This window comes from Dyella japonica A8, from assembly GCF_000725385.1.
Classification (GTDB): domain Bacteria; phylum Pseudomonadota; class Gammaproteobacteria; order Xanthomonadales; family Rhodanobacteraceae; genus Dyella; species Dyella japonica_C.
On record NZ_CP008884.1, the window covers coordinates 2,598,153 to 2,618,092 of the forward strand.

Here is a 19,940-nt window from a genome sequence, read left to right on the forward strand (position 1 = left end):
ATGTATTCACCGCTTCGCCTCGACCCCGCCGCGCTGATGGGCGAAATTTCCGCGTTCCAGCGCAAGCTGACAGCGGGTATCGACAACCTCAAGCACCAGCTTGAACCGGAATACGCTAATACCCCGCGCGAGCTGGTGTACCGCGAGGACAAACTCTCGGTATGGCGCATGAAGGGGCAGGGCAAGCCCACGGCGAAAACCCCCACGCTGATCGTCTACGCGCTGGTCAATACGGTGTGGATGACGGATCTGCAGGAAGACCGCTCCATGGTCCGCAACCTGCTCGCGCAGGGCGAGGACGTGTATCTGCTGGACTGGGGTTATCCCGATGCCGTCGATCGCTGGCTCACGCTGGACGACTACATCAATGGCTATCTCGATCGCTGCGTGGATGCCGTGCGCAACCATGCCGGCGTCGATGCGATCAACACCCTGGGCATCTGCCAGGGCGGCACGTTCTCGCTGTGTTATGCGGCGACGCATCCGGAGAAGGTGAAGAACCTCATCACCATGGTGACGCCGGTGGATTTCCAGACGCCGGACAACATGCTGTCGAACTGGTCGCGCGCGATCGACATCGACCAGTTCGTCGACACCATGGGCAATATTCCTGCCGAGCTGCTCAACTGGGTGTACCTCACGCTGAAGCCCGTTCGCCTGAACCAGCAGAAGTACGTGGGCCTGGTCGACATCCTCGACAACCCGAAGGAACTGCAGAACTTCCTGCGCATGGAGCGTTGGATCTTCGACTCGCCCGACCAGGCGGGCGAAGCCTTTCGCGAGTTCATCAAGGAGTTCTACCAGCAGAACAAGCTGATCAAGGGTGAGCTGATCATCGGTGGCAAGCCGGTGGACCTTGGCATGATCATGCACCCGGTGCTGAACATTTTCGCCGAGCAGGATCACCTGGTTCCGCCGGATGCCTCGCGCGCACTGGGGCGTCATGTCGGTACCACCGACTACACGCAGCTGGCCTTCAAGGGCGGGCACATCGGCATCTATGTGTCGGGGCGCGCGCAGCGCGAAGTGCCGCCGGCTATCCACCAGTGGCTCAGTACGAGAAACTGAGCCATCACCAGCGCATATACAGGGCAGGGTCATGGAAAAGCGTCTGCATCGATCGGTCACGGACAGGAAAATCGCCGGCGTGTGCGGCGGCATTGCCGAATACCTGGGCTGGGACCCGACACTCGTGCGTTTGTTGTGGGTTGTGCTGACCTTCCTCGGTGGCTCCGGCATCGTGGCCTACCTTGTGCTCTGGCTGTTGATGCCCGAAGGCAACTGAATTCCCGGGCGCGGGCCATGCCCCGCTCCTTTCCTTTCTCTGTTTGGTAAGACCGTTTATGGATTACGACCGTTACGACCGCATCCGTGCCGTACAGTGGCAGGGCGACCACCTCCGCTTGCTCGACCAGCGCCTGTTGCCGCAGGAAGAACGCTGGATCGACTGCAGCAACGCCGCACAGGTCACGCAGGCCATCAAGGATCTCGCCGTCCGTGGCGCACCCGCCATCGGCATCGCCGCAGCCTGGGGCGTGGTGCTTGCCGCGAAGCAGGGCGAAGCGCTGGAACCGGCGCTGGCCATGCTGCGCGCGGCACGTCCGACCGCTGTCAACCTGATGTGGGCGCTGGATCGCATGAAGGCACGCATCGCCGCTGGTGCCGATGCTGCCGCGCTGGAGCGCGAGGCGCAGGCGATCCAGGATGAGGACCTCGCCGCCAACCGTCACATGGGTGAACTGGGCGCCGGGTTGATCGCGCCGCATTCCGGCGTGCTGACCCATTGCAATACCGGTTCCCTCGCAACTTCCGGTTTCGGCACCGCGCTCGGCGTGATCCGTGCTGGCGTGGCCGGCGGCCGCATCGACCACGTGTACGCGGGTGAAACCCGTCCCTGGCAGCAGGGCGCGCGCCTGACCATGTGGGAACTCGTTCGTGATGGCATTCCCGCCAAGCTGATCGCCGACTCCGCCGCGTCGCACCTGATGCGCTCGGGTGTGGTGCAATGGGTCATCGTCGGCGCGGATCGCATTGCCGCCAACGGCGACACGGCCAACAAGATCGGCACCTACCAGCTCGCCATCGCCGCGCGCCATCACGGCGTGAAGTTCATGGTGGTGGCCCCGTCGTCCACGGTCGACATGGCGACCGCATCGGGCGACGACATCGAGATCGAGTTGCGCGACTCGGCGGAACTGCTTGCCGTCGCAGGCCGTCGCACCGTGGTCGAAGGCGCGGATGCGTGGAATCCGGTGTTTGACGTGACGCCTGCCGAGCTGATCGATGCCATCGTCACCGAGCGTGGCGTGATCGAGCGGCCGACGACCCTCGCCATGCAAGCCCTGTTCGGTTCATGAAGCTCTCGAAGCAATTCTTTCTCTTCATGATCGGTGGCGTGATCGGCTTCATCGTGGATGCCGGTATCGCGCAGGCCCTGGTGTCGTGGGGCGACTGGAGTGCGTACTACTCGCGCCTCGTTTCCATTCCCGTGGCCGCCACCGCGACATGGTGGTGGAATCGGCGGCAGACCTTCGCCGGGCATCACAGCGGGCGCGGCCTGTTTACCGAATGGCTGCACTGGATGGCCCTGATGGGCGTCGGCGCACTGGTCAATTACGGCACTTATGTCGTGCTGTTGCTGGTGTTTCCGATGCTGGGCCGCTGGCCCGCCATCGCCACGGCCGGTGGCTCCGTCGTGGCCGCGGTGTTCAATTTTTCGACAGCCCGCCTGATGCTTTTCAAAGGCGCCAAAACGTCTGCGTAACTCATTGATTGATATGGTGAAAATTCTGTGAATCCCACGCTGGACGTGGTACACTTCGCAGGTTGTCTCCAGGCTGCCCGCGCCTACGTTCCAGGGGGAGCGCGCAGGGGCCTTTTTTCTTAGATCAGGGAAGCCGATTGATGGCAGAACTCGCCAAAGAAGTCATTCGCGTCAACATCGAAGACGAGATGCGCCAGAGCTACCTCGATTACGCCATGAGCGTGATCGTGGGACGCGCCCTTCCAGATGTCCGCGATGGCTTGAAGCCCGTGCATCGCCGCGTTTTGTTCGCCATGAACGAACTGGGCAATGCCTGGAACAAGCCCTATAAGAAATCGGCCCGCGTGGTCGGTGACGTCATCGGTAAATACCACCCGCACGGCGACTCCTCGGTCTATGACGCCATCGTGCGCATGGCCCAGCCGTTCTCGCTGCGCTACATGCTGGTCGATGGCCAGGGTAACTTCGGTTCGGTCGACGGCGACAACGCCGCGGCCATGCGATACACCGAGGTGCGCATGTCGCGCCTCACGCAGGAACTGCTTGCCGACATCGACAAGGACACGGTCGACTTCGGCCCGAACTACGACGAAAGCGAACACGAACCGCTGGTGCTGCCCACCCGCGTGCCGAACCTGCTGATTAATGGTTCGGCCGGTATTGCCGTGGGCATGGCCACCAATGTGCCGCCGCACAATCTCACCGAAGTGGTTTCCGCCACGATCGCCCTGATCGACGAGCCCTCGCTGTCGATTGACGACTTGATGCACTACATCCCCGGTCCGGATTTCCCGACGGCGGGCATCATCAACGGCTCGTCCGGCATCGTCGAGGCGTACCGCACCGGTCGTGGCCGCATCCTGGTGCGCGCACGCACTGAGATCGAGACCGAATCCAACGGCCGCGAGACGATCATCGTCCACGAGCTGCCGTACCAGGTGAACAAGGCCCGCCTGATCGAGAAGATCGCCGAGCTGGTCAAAGAAAAGAAGCTCGAGGGCATCAGCGAGCTGCGCGATGAGTCCGACAAGGACGGCATGCGCATGGTCATCGAGATCCGTCGCGACGCGATGGCCGACGTGGTGCTCAACAACCTGTTCCAGCAGACGCAGCTGCAGGTGACGTTCGGTATCAACATGGTCGCCCTGCTGGACGGCCAGCCGCGCCTGCTGAACCTCAAGGAGATCCTCGAGGCGTTCATCCGTCACCGCCGCGAAGTGGTGACGCGCCGTACCATCTTCGATCTGCGCAAGGCCCGTGCCCGTGCGCATATCCTGGAAGGCCTCACGGTCGCGCTCGCCAACATCGACGAGATGATCGAGCTGATCCGCACCTCGGCCTCGCCGCAGGAAGCACGCGAGCGCATGCTGGCGCGCAAGTGGGATCCGGGCATGGTGTCGGCGCTGCTTGCCGCGTCGGGCGCCGAAGCATCGCGTCCGGAAGACATGGATCCGCGTGACGGCCTCAAGGCCGACGGCTACCAGCTGTCTGATGTGCAGGCGCAGGAAATCCTGGCGATGCGCCTGCATCGCCTCACCGGCCTGGAGCAGGACAAGCTGTCCGAAGAGTACCGCCAGGTGCTCGAGACCATCCGTGGCCTGATCCAGATCTTGGAAGACCCTGCGCGCCTGCTCTCGGTGATCCGCGAGGAGCTGGAAGCGGTGAAGGAAGAGTTCGGCGACGAGCGTCGCACCGAGATCCAGCATTCGCAGGAAGACCTCAACGTCCTCGACCTGATCGCGCCGGAAGACGTGGTGGTCACGCTGTCGCACACCGGTTACGTGAAGCGCCAGCCGGCCAGCACGTATCGCGCGCAGCGTCGCGGCGGCAAGGGCCGTTCGGCTTCGGCGTTGAAGGACGAGGATTTCGTCGAGCAGCTGTGGGTGGTGAATACCCATGACACGTTGCTCACCTTCACCTCCACCGGTCGCGTGTACTGGCTCAACGTGTATCAGATGCCGGAGTCCGGCCCGAACGCACGCGGCAAGCCCATGGTGAACCTGCTGCCGCTGGGCCAGGGCGAAAAGGTGCAGGCCGTGCTGCCGGTGCGCGAGTACGCGGAAGACCGTTTCGTGTTCTTCGCCACCAAGCAGGGTACGGTGAAGAAGACGCCGCTCACCGAGTTCGCGTTCCAGCTGCAGAAGGGCAAGATTGCCATCAACCTCGACGAGGGCGATGCGCTGGTCAACGTTGCGCTCACCGACGGCAACAGCGATGTGCTGCTGTTCGCGTCGAACGGCAAGACCGTGCGCTTCGATGAATCCGAAGTGCGTTCGATGGGCCGCACGGCCACCGGCGTGCGCGGCATGAAGCTCGCTGACTGCGCTGAAGTAGTCTCGCTGATCGTGGCTGCCGAGGGTGACATCCTCACCGCGACGGAGCGTGGCTACGGCAAGCGCACCCAGCTCGACGAGTTCCCGAAGAAGGGCCGCGGTACGCAGGGTGTCATCGGCATCCAGTGCTCCGAACGCAACGGTCCGCTGGTTGCTGCCACCCAGGTCACCGAAGCCCACGAGATGATGCTCATCTCTGACCAGGGCACCCTTGTGCGCACGCGCGTGGCCGAGGTATCGCAGCTCAGCCGCAACACCCAGGGCGTGACGCTGATCCGCCTGCCGGCTGATGAGAAGCTGGTGAGCGTGGTGCGCCTGGACGCGGAAGTGGAGAACGGCGAAGGCGAGGGTGAAGAAGGCCCTGTCGATGCGGCGCCGGAAGCACCCGCCGACGGCGAGTGATCCACGCTCAGTAATAAAAAGAAACCCGGCCTTGGCCGGGTTTCTTTTTACGCGGATCAGCCGGGCCTGATGTCGATGCTGTCCACGCGCGAGCCGTAGAACGCCAGATAGTCCTTGATCGCAGCGACGGCATCGTAGGGATGTTCATACGTCCAGACGGCATTCGTGCCCCGCTCCCCGGCGGCGGGAATGCTGTAGTACGAGCAATCGCCTTTGTAAGGGCAGTACGTGTGGTGATCCGTGCGTTCCAGCAGGGACATGTCCACGTCCTTGCGCGGTATGTAATGCACCACCGGATAGGAGGCTTCGCGCAGTTCCAGCGCGTGGCGCGTATCGGCCAGCACGCGGCCCGCAGCGCGCACGACGATGTGGTCGGGGCAGGGCGTCACCGTGATCGGGTGATCGGGGCCCGGCTGGCGTTGTTCCCGTGCGTTCATGATGGCAAGCCTCCCGTGGGCGCAAGCGCGATCCGCGAACGCTACGCCACGTCATGGCAAGGAATGGTGGAAGGGCGCCCCCTTACGGCGTGAAATCCACCGATTGCCACAGCGGCGCGGGCGTGTACACGGCGCCTCCGGCGATGGTCCTGGCCACCCGCCGGGTGTTGCGGATGTCGGCCAGCGGATCACCGTCCAGCAAGACCATGTCCGCGCGCTTGCCTTCAGCGATGGTGCCCAGTTCCTTGTCCAGCCCCATCACGCGCGCGGGCACGCTGGTCGCCGCCTGCAGTGCCTCCATCGGAGTGAAGCCCGCCTGCACGTAGATCTCCAGTTCGCGGTGGAGCGAATACCCGGGGATGGCCTGGTCGGTTCCCGCCACCACGGTGAGGCCCTGGCGATGCAGCTCGCCCAGGACGGACAGCATGTCCTTGTAGTAGCCGCCCAGCCATGCCTCGCGTGCGGGCGGGGCGCCCGGGCCATCCAGCGCGGCGGCGAGCGACGGCGGCAGATGCTTCACGCCGGGTTCGAGCGAGGACAGTGGCGTGCTGCCCGGATGCATGAAGATCTCATACAGCGCGATGGTGTCGTCGAACACCGTGTGATGCTGCTTGTACAGCGCGAACTGCTCGGAGGCATTCGCGCTGCGGAGGTCCAGGGGCGGCAGTGGCTTGTCCCGGTCAACGTCCATCAGGGCACGGGTGACGAAATCGATGTGATTGATACCGTCGTAGCCAGCCTTGACCACCTGCGGCGCGGTCATGCCCTGGGGAACGTGGCCGGTGACGGTCATGCCCAGGCGATGGGCCTCGGCCGTGATCACGGGTACCAGCTCGGGCTTCATGCTGCTGTAGATCTTGATCTGCAGCGCGCCCGCCTGCTTGTAGCGCCGCACGACGGCGATTGCCTGCTCGGGCGTATCCGCGGTGACCGCACCCAGCGTGATCGCCCCCGTGCCGTCCACCAGGCCTGCGATGAGGATGCGCGGGCCAATGCCGTGGCCCTCGTCGAGGACGTCGCGAACCGAGGTGATGAAATCCAGCTCATTGCCACAATCGCGCACGGTGGTAACGCCGGAGGCCAGGTATACCGGGCCCCACTCCACCTGTTCGTAGTGTGCATGCATGTCCCACAGGCCCGGGATGAGGAACTTGCCCGAGCCGTCGATGACGTTGTAGCCCGCCAGCAGGGCCGACGTTGCGCCCTTGCCGGACAGCACATGCGTGATCGCACCGTTTTCCACCAGCACCGTGGTGTCCGGGCGCGGCGCCGTGCCGGAGCCGTCGATCAGCGTCACGTGTGTGATGGCCAGCCGCCGGGTCGCGGGCTGGCGCGCCCTGGCGCCAAGGCGCTCGAGCGAGGCAAGGCTGTCCTTGGCGGCTTGCCGGATAAACGTGCCAAGCGCGGGCTCGTAAGCGGTGCGCACCGCCTCGAAGTGGTCCTGCTCGGCATCGCGCGTGACCAGCGCGACGAGCTTGCCGGCATCATCCAGCCACAGCGTTTCGGCGCCCCAGTCGAGCCCCGCCACTTCGTAGCCGTGCAAGGTGGTGGGGTGGCCTGCGACGTCGACCTGAAGATCCGTCGTGGGCGCGATGCGGATGGATTCGCCGGGCGGCGCATCGATGCTCGCCGGCTTGCCCTTGGCCAGCCAGAAATGCATCAGCACCTGCTGCATGGCGACGGGCGAATAGCCGTCCATCAGAAACGTATGTTCCGTGGCCGCGAATGTCTGCGTCTTGCCGTCGCGCCGAAGCGTGACCTGCCCACGCGGCGCATCGAGCGAGAATTCGTCATGAAGGTCCGAATGGCGTGACGACTTGCCATCGACTTTCAGTGACAACGGATGCGCATCGTCCCGGGCGTGGTAGACGGTGCTGAGCGGCACCGGCGTGCCCCGATCCGTGAACTTGAAATCGGAGGTGAGCGTCAGCTCTCCGTGGTCGTGCCGGATGGTGTAGCGCTCCTCGCCGATGGCACGCGCAAACTTGTGCAGGACAAAGGCGTCCTGCTCGTCGGGCGTCGCTGCTTGCGCATGCGTGGCCGAAGTGAGCAGCACAGCGACAAACAACAGCAGGGAGCGAGGGAACGCTGGTTGCACGACGGACTCCACGGCAGGGATGGTGGTCGGGGTACAACAACATCGGGCAACGCCATCGGCATCAACGGCAAGGCGTTCGGAACAGCACCGGATGGCGTGCCAAGGGCACCCATCCGGACGGTGCGCGAGCTCAGCCGAGCAGTTCGAGCATGGATTCGGCGGTCGACACCCGGAATTCGCCCGGCGCCTCGACCTGAAGCTGCTTCACCACGCCATCGTCGGCATAGAGCGCGAAACGGCGGGATCGCAGGCCCATGCCGTAGCTGCTGCCATCGAGTTCAAGGCCCAGCGCCTTGGCGAAGTTGCCGTTGCCGTCGGCGAGCATCAGCAGTTCCGGCGGCACCTGCTGGGAGGTCGCCCAGGCCTGCATGACGTAGGCATCGTTCACCGCCAGGCACATCACGTCGAGGCCGCGCTTGCGGAACTCGGCGAAGTGCTGCACATAGCCCGGCAGATGCCGGTTGGAGCAGGTCGGGGTGAAGGCGCCTGGCACGGCGAACAGCACCGCCTTGCGGCCAGCGAACAGCGTGCCGGTCCGGGTCTGCTCGATGCCGTTGCTCACGACACGGATCTCGACATCGGGCAGGGTGTCACCGACCTGGATGTTCATGGGAGGCTGCCTTGGTTGATATAAGGGAGGAGGCGATGCTAGCGCCAGCGAGGCGGCTTGTCGCCTTGAATCACGCGCTTTTCGCACCCATCTGGCAGACCATAGAGAGGGTGGCGAGGCATCGCCATGCATCATCCATAGGAGTCGGGCGTACCTTGCCGGCTGGCTGGCGGAGCACCATGGTCTCCGCCCCGTCGGTCCTGCCGGGCGGATCGACGGGGAGTGGTTGTGGAATTCAAAGACTATTACGACATTCTTGGCGTCAAGCCGGAGGCCACTGAGGCGGAGATCAAGGCCGCCTATCGCAAGCTGGCCAAGAAATACCACCCGGACCGCAACAAGGACGCGGGCGCCGAGGATAAATTCAAGTCGATCAACGAAGCCAACGAAGTGCTTCGCGATACCGAAAAGCGCCGCGCCTATGACGAACTGCGCGCCGGCGGTTATCGCGGTGGCGAGCAGTTCCGGCCTCCGCCGGGCTGGGGCCAGAGCCACGGGTTCGATTTCGGTGGCGATGGTGGTGGTGACTTCAGCGACTTCTTCGAAAGCCTGTTCGGTCGTGGCGGTGCTGGCGCGCACGCCCATCGAGGCGCGCCGCGCGCACGCCGGGGCGGCGACGTCCATGCACACGTGCAGATCGACCTTCAAACCGCTTTCGACGGCGGCAAGACCCGGCTGGCCCTGCAGGATGGCAGCGGCGGCGAGCGCGTGCTGGAGGTGAAGATCCCGGCCGGCATCCAGCCTGGCCAGGTGATCCGTCTGGCCGGGCAGGGTCACAGCGGCTCCGGCGGCGCACCCAACGGCGACCTGCTGCTGGAGGTGGGCATTCGTGACGACGCGCGCTTCCGCCTGGATGGCCGGAACGTGCTGCACGTGCTGCCGATCACGCCCTGGGAAGCCGCCCTGGGCGCCACCGTGCCGGTGCCTACGCTGGCCGGCACCGTGGATCTGCGCATTCCGGCCGGTTCGCAGTCGGGCCGCAAGCTGCGCCTCAAGGGGCGTGGACTGCCCGGCGCGCACCCCGGCGACCAACTGGTGGAGCTGTCCATCCGCGCACCGCTGGCGGACACGGATGCCCAGAAGAAGGCCTACGAGGCCCTGCGCGAGCAGTTCGGCGATTACGACCCCCGCCGCTGAGCGGGGCGCAACGAAAAACGGCGCCGAAGGGCGCCGTTTTCCTGTGCGGGCAGCGCGCCGTGCCTTACGCCGGCAGCAGTTCCTTCAGCGTGGTCACCAGCTCTTCTTCGCGGATCGGCTTGGTGACATAGGCCTTCGCGCCCTGGCGCAGGCCCCATACCTTGTCGGTCTCCTGGTCCTTGGTGGTCACCAGCACGACCGGAATGTGCTGGGTATCCGGGTCCTTGCTGATGGTGCGGGTGGCCTGGAAGCCGTTGAGGTTCGGCATGACCACGTCCATCAGGATCAGATCGGGGCGCTCGCGCCTGGCAGCCTCGACACCCGCGGCGCCGTCCTCGGCGGTCAGCGCTTCATGCCCGAGCTTTTCGACGATGCGCTTGATGCCCAACAGCTGCGACGGCGAATCGTCGACGATCAGGATGCGTGCCATAAGGTGGAATTCCCCTTGTTGTTTCGTTGGATTCTATGACGCTGCCGCGGAGCTTCCAAGCCGAGCGCCGGTTTCATGCTACACGCGGCCAGGCCCGGCGACGCACAGCGGTGACACCGGCTCTCGAATTCAGCCTGCGCTGCCGACGCGTACCACCGTGCGGCCGAAGGATTCCCCCTCCAGCATGCGCGAAAACACGTCCGGCAATTGCTCCAGCGCGACTTCGCGCGTGGCGATGCGCTCAAGATGCTGCGGTTTCCAGTCGCCGGAAAGCCGCTCCCACACCCGGTCGCGGATGTCCCGGGCCGTGCCGGCCGAGGCGATGCCGAGCAGGCTCGCGCCGCGGATGATGAAGGGCATCACGGTGCTCTCGAAGCCGATGCCGCCCGCATTGCCGCAAATGGCCACATTGCCGTAAGGCGCGATCAGCGGCAGCAAGCCAGCCAGCATGCTGCCACCGACGTTGTCCAACGCGCCGCCGAAGCGCGCCGAATCCATCGGCTTGCCGCTGAAGACGAGCTGGTGGCGGTCGATGCATTCGGCCGCGCCCAGATCGCGCAGGAAGTCGAAATGCGATGCCTTGCCGCTGATGGCGTGCACGGCGTAACCGGCGCGCGTGAAGATGTCGATGGCCAGCATGCCCACGCCGCCGGTGGCGCCCGTCACGGCGATCGGGCCGAGGGTCGGCGTCTGGCGGTTGTCTTCCATGCGCAGCAGGGCCAGTGCGGCGGTAAAGCCGGCCGTACCGATGATCATGCTCTCGCGCAGGCTCAGCCCCTTGGGCAGGCGGATGGTCCAGGCGGACGGCAGGCGGATGTATTCACCGTAGCCACCGTCGCGCGTCTCGGACAATCCGCTGCCGGTGCACAGCACCGCATCGCCTTCCTTGAAGGCTGGGTCGGTGGACGCCACGACCGTGCCGGAGACATCGATGCCGCCGTTGAGCGGGTAATGGCGAAGGATCTTGCCTTTGCCGGTGCCGGCCAGCGCATCCTTGTAATTGATGGACGAGTAGGCGACCTGCACCAGTACCTCGCCGGGGCTCAGCGCATCCGCGCCGATGGTCTCCACGCCACCGCGATAGCCGGCAGCGTCGTTGTGGATGCGGAAAGCGCGAAATGCGCTGGGGGTACTCATGGCCAATCCTTTCTCGTTGCGCGTGAAACTGTTTACTCAGGCTTCAACGCTGCTGCGGTCGATCCATTTGGGCATGTGGACGCCCTGGTAGTGCTCCATCCAGTCGAACAGCTGATCCATGTCCTGACCGAACCATACACTTTCGCGTTGCTCGGGGCGCACGAAGCGTTCGGTCACCATGTGGTCCATCATGACGCGCAGCTGGGTGTAGTAGCCGCGCACATCCAGGAAACCGCAGGGATAACGGTGCAAGCCCAGCTGCGCCCAGGTCAGCATTTCGAACATTTCGTCCATCGTGCCGAAGCCGCCGGGCAGGGCGACAAATGCATCCGACAGTTCGAACATGCGTGTCTTGCGCTGATGCATGGTCTCCACCACCACCAGCTCGGTCAGGCCGGCATGCGCCACCTCAAGATCCACCAGCTGGCGCGGGATGATGCCGATGACCTTGCCACCGGCGGCAAGCACGGCATTGGCGACGGTGCCCATCAGACCGACCTTACCGCCGCCATAGACCAGCGCGATGCCACGGCGGGCCATTTCCGTGCCGAAGGCACGGGCTTGTTCGACGTACTCGGGGTGACTGCCGCTGCTGGAGCCGCAGTAGACGCAAAGGGCGGTGGGTTTGGGCATGGGGGCGTCGCGATAAGGTTGAATCAAGCGTCATTCCGGCGCACCCCGAAAAGGGGGCAAGGGCCGGCATCCAGTATCCGCGCGATAGGGTTATCGCCAAGCGGTTACAGCGGCGAATACGGTCGCGACGATCAGGCGATAACGCTACTGGATTCCGGCCTGCGCCGGAATGACGGCGCTGCTGGGTGTTTCGCAAACCGTGAAAAACAAAACGGCCCGCTCATGTTGCCACGAGCGGGCCGCGGATTCCGTGTCACCGGCCATGACTGACCGGCACGGTGTCCCTTAGTTGCCCTTGTGGATGGCGCGCTTGTCCACCGACAGGGCGGCTTCGTGCACGGCTTCCGACAGCGTCGGGTGCGCGTGGACGATGCGGGCCAAGTCTTCGGAGGAGCCCTTGAACTCCATCGCGACCACGCACTCGGCGATCAGCTCGGACACGCCCGGGCCGACCATGTGCACGCCCAGGATGCGATCCGTTTCGGCGTGGGCGAGCATCTTCACCTGGCCGATGGCCTCGTTCATGGCCACGGCGCGGCCGATGGCGGCGAACGGGAAGGTGCCCACCTTGTAGGGGATGCCTTCTTCCTTCAGCTGCTTCTCGGTCTTGCCCGCCCAGGCGATTTCCGGCTCGGTGTAGATCACCCACGGCACGGTATCGAGGTTGATGTGGCCCGCCTTGCCGGCGATCCACTCGGCCACGGCCACGCCTTCCTCGGAACCCTTGTGCGCCAGCATCGGGCCGCGTACGGCGTCGCCGATGGCCCACACGCCGTTCACGCCGGTGTGGTTGTGCTCGTCGACCACGATGCGGCCGCGCTCGTCGACCTTCACGCCGGTGTCGGCGGCCAGCAGGCCGTCGGTGTAGGCGCGACGGCCCACGGCGACCAGCAGCTTGTCGACCACGAGGTCGTGCGCGCCGTCCTTGTCTTCATAGGTCAGGGCGACTTCGTTGCCCTTCACTTCGGCCTTGGTCAGCTTGGCGCCGAGCTTGATGTTCAAGCCCATCTTGGCGAATTCCTTCGCGGCGATCTTGGCGATGTCGGCATCGGCCACGCTGAGGAAGTCCGGCAGCGCTTCGAGCACGGTCACGTCCGAACCCAGGCGCTTCCACACGCTGCCCAGTTCCAGGCCGATCACGCCGGCGCCGATCACGCCCAGGCGCTTCGGCACTTCGGTGAAGTCCAGCGCGCCCGCGTTGTCGACGATGAACTTGTTGTCGAACTTGGCGAACGGCAGCTCGATCGGCACCGAGCCGGAAGCCAGGATCACGTTGGTGGCGCTGATGGTCTGCTTGGAACCATCGTTGCCGGTGATCTCGACGTCGTTGTTCTTGAGCAGCTTGCCCTTGCCGAAGAACGGCGTGACCTTGTTGGCCTTGAACAGCTGGCCGATGCCGCCGGTGAACTGCTTGACGATCTTGTCCTTGCGGCCGATGAAGGTGCCCAGGTCAACCTTGGCGCCTTCCACCGTGATGCCGTGGACCGGCAGGTTGTGGGCGATGTTGTAGTACTGCTTGGACGAATCCAGCAGCGCCTTGGACGGGATGCAACCCACGTTGAGGCAGGTGCCGCCGAGGGCTTGCTTGCCATCCTTGCCGACAAAGGCGTCGACGCAGGCGGTCTTCAGGCCCAGCTGCGCGGCGCGGATCGCGGCCACATAGCCGGCAGGGCCGGCGCCGATGACGATGACGTCGAATTTTTCGCTCATGGTTTTTCCTTGCTGTGTGAGACGCCAGGGGAGGGCGAGTCACGTGTAAAGCGGGATATATGTGCGGCGAGCGTGGATGCAATATCTACGCTCGCCGCCAGAGCTTCGTGCCTGATTTTGCTTCTTGGTCAGAGACCAAGAAGCATCCGCTGCGGGTTTTCCAACTGGTTCTTGATGTCGACCAGGAACAGCACCGCGTCCTTGCCGTCGATGATGCGGTGATCGTAGGACAGCGCCAGGTACATCATCGGGGCGGCGATCACCTGGCCGTTCTCGACGATGGCGCGCTCCTTGATGGCGTGCATGCCCAGGATGGCGCTCTGCGGCGGGTTCACGATCGGGGTCGACAGCAGCGAACCGAAGGTGCCGCCGTTGGTGATGGTGAAGGTGCCGCCCTGCAGGTCGTCCAGGCCCAGCTTGCCGTCACGCGCCTTCTTGGCGTAGTTGAGGATGCCCTTCTCGACATCGGCGAAGCCCATGTCCTGCACGTCGCGCAGCACCGGCGTCACCAGGCCCTTGTCGGTGGACACGGCGATGGAGATGTCCTGGTAGCCGTGATAGACGACGTCGTTGCCGTCGACCGAGGCATTGATGATCGGATGACGCTTCAGCGCTTCGGCGGCAGCCTTCACGAAGAAGCTCATGAAGCCCAGCTTCACGCCATTGGCCTTCTCGAACGACTCGCCCAGCGCCTTGCGCATCTTCACCACTTCAGCCAGGTTCACTTCGTTGAACGAGGTGAGCATGGCGATGGAGTTCTTCGACTGCATCAGGCGCTCAGCGATGCGGGCGCGCATGCGGGTCATCGGCACGCGCTCTTCCGGACGCGAGCCCGGGGTCGGCACGGCGGCCGGGGCGGCAGCCGCAGCGGAGCCACCCTTGCCGTAATTGACCAGGTCTTCCTTGGTCACGCGGCCGTCGCGGCCGGTGCCGGCGACCTTGGAGGCGTCGATGTTCTGCTCGGTGGCCACGCGCAGGCCGGCCGGCGACAGGTCGGCGTTGCCCGCCTTGGCGGCAGCCGGAGCGGCCGGGGCAGCAGCCGGAGCGGCGGCGGGGGCCGGAGCGGCAGCGGCCGGAGCCGGAGCAGCGGCGGCAGCGCCTTCCTCGATCACCGCGATGACCTGCTGGCTGGTCACGGTGTCGCCGGACTGGAACTTGATTTCCTTCAGCACGCCGTCGACCGGCGAGGGCACTTCGAGCACGACCTTGTCGGTTTCGAGGTCGACCAGGTTTTCGTCGCGCTTGACCGCTTCACCGGCCTGCTTGTGCCAGGTGGCGATGGTGGCGTCGGAGACGGACTCGGGCAGGACAGGAACTTTGACTTCGATAGACATAAATGGTCCTTGATTAGTGCGCTCATCCCTGAACGCTAAGGTCAAAAAGCGGCCGTCCTTGGCCGCACTTTTCAGTATTTTTTATTCAGCCGCGTGGTCGGTGCCAACCGGCGCGACCAGTGCCTGCTCGACGAGTGCCGCCTGTTCGGCGACGTGGGTATTCAGATGACCCGCGGCCGGCGCCGGCGAACGCGCGCGACCGGCGTACGACAGGCTCTGCTTGCTGCCAATGCAGGCCTGCAGATGGTGGCGGATCTGGAACCACGCGCCCTGGTTCATCGGCTCTTCCTGGCACCAGATCACTTCCTTGGCGGAAGGATACTTTTCCAGTTCGGCCGTGACCTGCGGGCGCGGGAACGGATAGAGCTGTTCCACGCGCACGATGGCGACGTCGGTGAGACCGCGCTTCTCGGCGTCTTCCAGCAGGTCGTAGTAGACCTTGCCCGAGCAGAACACCACGCGCTTGACCTTCTTGGCGGCCACCTCGCGGTGTTCCGGGATCACCAGCTGGAAGCTGCCGTTGGCGAGTTCGTCCAGCGTGGACACGGCCAGCTTGTGGCGCAGCAGCGACTTGGGCGTCATCACGATCAGCGGCTTGCGCGTCGGGCGCACCATCTGGCGGCGGATCATGTGGAACGCCTGGGCCGGCGTGGTCGGCACGCAGACCTGCATGTTGTCCAGCGCGCACAGCTGCAGGAAGCGCTCCAGGCGGGCGGAGGAGTGCTCCGGACCCTGGCCTTCATAGCCGTGGGGCAGGAACAGTGCCAGGCCGCACAGGCGGTTCCACTTCGCTTCGCCCGAGCTGATGAACTGGTCGATCACCACCTGCGCGCCGTTGGCGAAGTCGCCGAACTGGCCTTCCCAGATGTGCAGGGTGTAGGGGTCGGTGGTGGCGTGGCCGTACTCGAACGCCATGACCGCTTCTTCGCTGAGCAGCGAGTCGATCACTTCCACGTCGGCGCCGGAGCGCACGTCGGCCAACGGCATGTAGGTGTAGCCGGTCTTCTGGTCATGCAGCACGGCATGACGATGGAAGAACGTGCCGCGACCCACGTCCTGGCCCACCAGGCGCAGGTTGTAGTTCTCGTCGATAAGCGAGGCGTAGGCCAGGTTCTCGGCGAAGCCCCAGTCGCCCGGCAGCTCGCCCGCGGCCATCTTGGCGCGGTCGTCGTAGATCTTGGCCACGCGCGACTGCAGCGTCATGTCCTTGGGCGTCACCAGGATCTGGTTGGCCAGCTCGACCAGACGCTGCTTGGGGTAACCGGTCGGGGTCTCGGTGGACAGCTTGCCGCCGATGAACTTGTCCCAGTCGACCTCGATGTCCTTGATGAGCGACGTGGTCAGCTCGGTCATCGGCTCGCCAGCCTCGAGGCGGTTGCGGTAGTCCTCGAACATCTTCTGCCCGTCGCCGTCGGCGATCACGCCCTGCTTGACCAGCTCCTGCGCGTACAGATCGCGGGTGGTCGGGCGCTTGCGGATGATCTGGTACATCACCGGCTGCGTGGCGGCGGGCTCGTCGGCCTCGTTGTGGCCGTGGCGGCGGTAGCACACCAGGTCGATCACCACGTCCTTGCGGAACTGCTTGCGGAAATCGTAGGCCAGGCGCGTGGCCTGGATTACCGCTTCCGGGTCATCGCCGTTCACGTGGAACACCGGCGCGTTGACCATCTTGGCCAGGTCGGTGCAGTACAGCGTGGAGCGGGTGTCCTGCGGGTTCGACGTGGTAAAGCCCACCTGGTTGTTCACCACGATGTGCAGGCTGCCGCCGATCTTGAAGCCGCGGGCCTGGGACATGTTGAACAGTTCCATGTTCACGCCCTGGCCGGCCAGCGCCGAGTCGCCGTGCACGATGACGGCCATCGACTGCTTGCGCTCGGTGTCGCGGCGGCGGATCTGGCGCGAATGCACCGAGCCGGCCACCACCGGGTTGACGATCTCAAGGTGCGACGGGTTGAACGCCAGCGCCACGTGGGTGCCGCCATTCGGCGTCTTGACGTCGGCGGAGAAGCCCATGTGGTACTTCACGTCGCCCGAGTGGGCCGGATCATCCGGATGGTCCCACTTGCCTTCGAACTCGTTGAACAGGGTGCGCGGCGGCTTGCCCAGGATGTTGACCAGCATGTTGAGGCGGCCGCGGTGGGCCATGCCGATCACGACTTCCTTGATGCCGTTGTCGCCGGCGGCGCGGACCATGTCGTCCACCATCGGGATCAGGCTGTCGCCGCCTTCCAGCGAGAAGCGCTTCTGGCCGACGTACTTGGTGTGCAGGTAGCGCTCAAGGCCTTCGGCGGCGGTCAGCTCGGCGAGGACACGCTTCTTGCCCGCGGCGTCGAGGCCGGCGCTGCCGTTGGCCTGCTCCAGGCGGGTGTAGATCCAGTTGCGCTGCTCATGGTTGCTGATGTGCATGAACTCGACGCCGAGGGTGTTGGTGTACACCTTCTTCAGTCGAGCCAGCAGATCGCGCAGCTTCATGCGCTGGCCGCCACCGGCGAAGTTGCCGCAGTCGAACTCGGTATCCAGGTCGGCGTCGGACAGACCGTGGAACGAGGGTTCCAGATCCGGAGCCGGCAGCTTCTCGGCCAGGCCGAGCGGGTCGAGGTTCGAGGCCAGGTGGCCGCGCGAACGGTAGGCGGTAAGGATGCGCAGCACGCCGGCCTGCTTGCGGGCGTGGGCGTCGTCGACAGGGCCTGCGGCGACGGCAACACCGTTACGGCGCTGCTTTTGCGCGGCCTCTATACGCGCAATGGCCGCAGAGTGGGGCACGTCCCCCGACTCGCGGCCTTTGAAAGTCTCGAAATATTTGCTCCAGGTGGCATCGACCGACGAAGGGTCTGCCAACCACGATTCATAGAGCTGTTCAACGTAATCGGCGTTGCCGCCGGCGAGTTGGGAGGATTCGAAAAACTCGCGGATCAGATTAGTGCTCACGTCACCACCGGTGAGGAAGGGAGGCTTGCAGCGCTCCGGCCGGGGTTGGCCGGATGGCTGGGAAAAATCCCGTTAATTATAGCCTTGGGCTGCTGCGACGCGGCAACCCAAAAGACGCACTTCAGATGGGGTCATCGGACGATATTTCGAGTTTCCGGGTACCGACCATCGTCGTAGGCCACGGATTTGAACGGTGAAGGACGCGTTTTGCAGCGATGTGGCCGTGGCGGGCATGGACGCGCCGGCCGTTCAGCCTGCGGCTAAAGATCGAGCGGCTGCCAGGCCGTGGCGCGGGCCGAGCGCTCCCACACATCGTTGAAATGCTGGAGCAGGGGCGCCTGGGTGGCGCGATCGGCGGTGGAGGCGCGACCGTCCGTGCGACGCGCGTCCGGCTGGAACAGGTAGCCGCCCTGATCGGTCAGCAGGTAGGACGAGGCGTAGGCCAGATCCACATCTTCCAGCGGTGCGCGCACCAGCACCATGCTGGGCAGGCGCTGAGCCAGGGCGATGAGGCGATGGTTGTCGCGCAAGGCCTCTTCCGGCGCGTGCAGGATCAGGCGGATCTCCGCGCCGCGGCCGGAGGTGGCGATGCGCCGGAGCTCCGCCAGCTCGGGCGGCGTACCGTAGACGTCATCGGGGAGCAGCGGCTGGTAGATGGCAACGCGTCGCCGGGCGTCGGTGAGCAGGCGCAGGCGGGCCGCGGCCACTTCCGCACGGCTGCCGGCTACCAGGGGCGGCGTGGCCGAGGCCTGCCCGCTGTCCGCGCCTTCCCCATGGACGCCCGGGCCGCTCATCGCCGGCGGGGCTTGTGCGCGACCAGGTGGCCGTCGTTGACCAGGGCAAGCAGGATGGCCAGCTCGTCCGCCGGTGCCGACTTGCCCGGGGTGAGCTCACGCGCCTGGCAAAGGCCCTCGGCAAGCGCCATCGTGGTCGGATAGGCATGCCCGTTGACGAACAGGGTCGCGCCTTTCTTGCCGCGCGCCCACGCCATGCGTGCCCAGGGGTGGCGAAGCAGGCTGGCGCCGCCATCCAGCTGCTTGCGCAGGGCCGCCTCGGCCAGTTCCTTCTCCGGCGGCACCGGCGCCCGGGCGTTGCGGTAACGGGTGATGAAACGACCGAACCAATCGGTCAGGGTGGCGTCGTCCAGTGCCGACGCAAAGGGCAGGGCCTGCCGGAGGCGGGCCAGGGCGGTGCGGTCGATCTCGCCGGCGGACTTGGCCGGGGCAAGGTCGGGGTCCGTGTAGCGCAGCTCGTCGGGTAGGCGTTCGGCGAGGTAGTCCGCCAGGTCGCCAGTCAACTCGGCCTGCGAGGGCGCGCGCATGCCCACCGAGATGGTCAGGCAGGGGCCGCCGAAGGCCACGCCGTCATGCGGCACGCCGGGCGGCAGGTAGAGCATGTCGCCGGGTTCGAGCAACCATTCGTGGTCAGGCTCGAATACGCTCAGTTGCTTGAGTTCGACGTCGGGACGGAAGTCCTTGGGGGCGTCCGGGTTGGTGTCGATGGCCCAGTGCCGCTGGCCCAGGCCCTGCAGCAGAAACACGTCGTACTGGTCCACGTGGGGGCCCACACCGCCGCCGGGCTCGGCGTACGAAATCATGATGTCGTCCAGGCGCCAGCTTGGCAGGAAGCGGAAGTCTTCCAGCAGGGCGGCCACGTCGGCGTCCCACTTGTCCACGTCCTGCACCAGCAGGGTCCAGTTCTTGTTGGGCGTGCTGGCGAAGTCCTTCTCGGTCAGCGGGCCGGTCTTCACCTTCCAGCGGTCGCGATTCTCGTCGTGGATGATCAGGCGGGACAGCGCCGTTTCCTCCAGCGCCAGGCCGGCCAGGTCGTCCGGCTCGATGGGCGAGACGAAATCGGGAAAAGCCTGGCGGATCAGCAGCGGGCGCTTCTGCCAGTAGTCGCGCAGGAACTGGGCGGGGCTCATGCCCAGCGGCTGCTTGGCGCTGCCGCGGACTTCGATGGGGAGGGCGGGTGTTTTGGTCATCCC

General features: G+C 65.2%; 17 protein-coding genes. 6 read left to right on the forward strand and 11 right to left on the reverse strand.

Features of this window, described 5'->3' with window-relative positions; all coding sequences use genetic code 11:
- The 5 genes from phaC (at window position 1) to gyrA (ending at window position 5,499) form a co-directional block, all read left to right on the forward strand.
- Window positions 1-1,068: a class III poly(R)-hydroxyalkanoic acid synthase subunit PhaC gene (gene phaC, locus HY57_RS10865; protein WP_019464709.1), complete on the forward strand. Its 1,068-nt coding sequence runs from the start codon at window positions 1-3 to the stop codon at window positions 1,066-1,068.
- Window positions 1,069-1,099: 31 nt separating this feature from the next.
- A complete protein-coding gene (locus HY57_RS10870) occupies window positions 1,100-1,285 on the forward strand; it encodes a PspC domain-containing protein (RefSeq protein WP_019464710.1) in 186 nt (61 codons plus the stop codon).
- 58 nt (window positions 1,286-1,343) lie between these two features.
- Window positions 1,344-2,357: an S-methyl-5-thioribose-1-phosphate isomerase gene (gene mtnA, locus HY57_RS10875; protein ID WP_019464711.1), complete on the forward strand. Its 1,014-nt coding sequence runs from the start codon at window positions 1,344-1,346 to the stop codon at window positions 2,355-2,357.
- Window positions 2,354-2,764: a GtrA family protein gene (locus tag HY57_RS10880; protein ID WP_019464712.1), complete on the forward strand. Its 411-nt coding sequence runs from the start codon at window positions 2,354-2,356 to the stop codon at window positions 2,762-2,764. Before mtnA ends, HY57_RS10880 begins: the two co-directional genes overlap by 4 nt.
- 140 nt (window positions 2,765-2,904) lie before the next feature.
- Window positions 2,905-5,499 carry a DNA gyrase subunit A gene (gyrA, locus tag HY57_RS10885; protein ID WP_019464713.1) on the forward strand — a complete coding sequence of 865 codons (2,595 nt, stop codon included), beginning with the start codon at window positions 2,905-2,907 and terminating at the stop codon, window positions 5,497-5,499.
- A gap of 56 nt (window positions 5,500-5,555) precedes the next feature.
- Here gyrA and HY57_RS10890 read toward each other — a convergent pair whose 3' ends face one another.
- The 3 genes from HY57_RS10890 to HY57_RS10900 all read right to left on the reverse strand — a co-directional run bounded on the left by HY57_RS10890 (window position 5,556) and on the right by HY57_RS10900 (window position 8,644).
- Window positions 5,556-5,936 carry a DUF427 domain-containing protein gene (locus HY57_RS10890; RefSeq protein ID WP_019464714.1) on the reverse strand — a complete coding sequence of 127 codons (381 nt, stop codon included), beginning with the start codon at window positions 5,934-5,936 and terminating at the stop codon, window positions 5,556-5,558.
- Window positions 5,937-6,018: 82 nt separating this feature from the next.
- Window positions 6,019-8,034 (reverse strand): amidohydrolase family protein, encoded by a 2,016-nt coding sequence (locus HY57_RS10895; protein ID WP_019464715.1) that lies wholly within the window; start codon window positions 8,032-8,034, stop codon window positions 6,019-6,021.
- A 130-nt stretch (window positions 8,035-8,164) separates the two neighbouring features.
- Window positions 8,165-8,644 carry a peroxiredoxin gene (locus HY57_RS10900; RefSeq protein ID WP_019464716.1) on the reverse strand — a complete coding sequence of 160 codons (480 nt, stop codon included), beginning with the start codon at window positions 8,642-8,644 and terminating at the stop codon, window positions 8,165-8,167.
- A 228-nt stretch (window positions 8,645-8,872) separates the two neighbouring features.
- On the opposite strand from HY57_RS10900, the gene HY57_RS10905 reads away from it, so the two are divergent.
- Window positions 8,873-9,781 carry a DnaJ C-terminal domain-containing protein gene (locus tag HY57_RS10905; RefSeq protein WP_019464717.1) on the forward strand — a complete coding sequence of 303 codons (909 nt, stop codon included), beginning with the start codon at window positions 8,873-8,875 and terminating at the stop codon, window positions 9,779-9,781.
- Between the two features lie 64 nt (window positions 9,782-9,845).
- Here the strand turns inward: HY57_RS10905 and pilH are convergent, their stop codons facing one another.
- The 8 genes from pilH to HY57_RS10945 form a co-directional block, all read right to left on the reverse strand.
- Window positions 9,846-10,211, reverse strand: coding sequence for a twitching motility response regulator PilH (gene pilH / locus HY57_RS10910; protein ID WP_019464718.1), 366 nt, complete (start codon window positions 10,209-10,211; stop codon window positions 9,846-9,848).
- Between the two features lie 129 nt (window positions 10,212-10,340).
- A complete protein-coding gene (locus HY57_RS10915) occupies window positions 10,341-11,348 on the reverse strand; it encodes a YhdH/YhfP family quinone oxidoreductase (protein WP_019464719.1) in 1,008 nt (335 codons plus the stop codon).
- Window positions 11,349-11,384: 36 nt separating this feature from the next.
- Window positions 11,385-11,981 (reverse strand): TIGR00730 family Rossman fold protein, encoded by a 597-nt coding sequence (locus HY57_RS10920; protein ID WP_019464720.1) that lies wholly within the window; start codon window positions 11,979-11,981, stop codon window positions 11,385-11,387.
- 285 nt (window positions 11,982-12,266) lie between these two features.
- A complete protein-coding gene (gene lpdA, locus HY57_RS10925) occupies window positions 12,267-13,691 on the reverse strand; it encodes a dihydrolipoyl dehydrogenase (protein WP_019464721.1) in 1,425 nt (474 codons plus the stop codon).
- Window positions 13,692-13,819: 128 nt separating this feature from the next.
- A complete protein-coding gene (gene odhB / locus HY57_RS10930) occupies window positions 13,820-15,025 on the reverse strand; it encodes a 2-oxoglutarate dehydrogenase complex dihydrolipoyllysine-residue succinyltransferase (protein WP_019464722.1) in 1,206 nt (401 codons plus the stop codon).
- Window positions 15,026-15,106: 81 nt separating this feature from the next.
- Window positions 15,107-17,953, reverse strand: coding sequence for a 2-oxoglutarate dehydrogenase E1 component (locus tag HY57_RS10935; protein WP_019464723.1), 2,847 nt, complete (start codon window positions 17,951-17,953; stop codon window positions 15,107-15,109).
- A gap of 260 nt (window positions 17,954-18,213) precedes the next feature.
- A complete protein-coding gene (locus HY57_RS10940) occupies window positions 18,214-18,747 on the reverse strand; it encodes a hypothetical protein (RefSeq protein ID WP_019464724.1) in 534 nt (177 codons plus the stop codon).
- Window positions 18,744-19,937, reverse strand: a complete 1,194-nt coding sequence (locus HY57_RS10945) for a cupin domain-containing protein (protein ID WP_019464725.1) — start codon at window positions 19,935-19,937, stop codon at window positions 18,744-18,746. Before HY57_RS10945 ends, HY57_RS10940 begins: the two co-directional genes overlap by 4 nt.
- Between the last annotated feature and the right edge of the window lie 3 nt (window positions 19,938-19,940).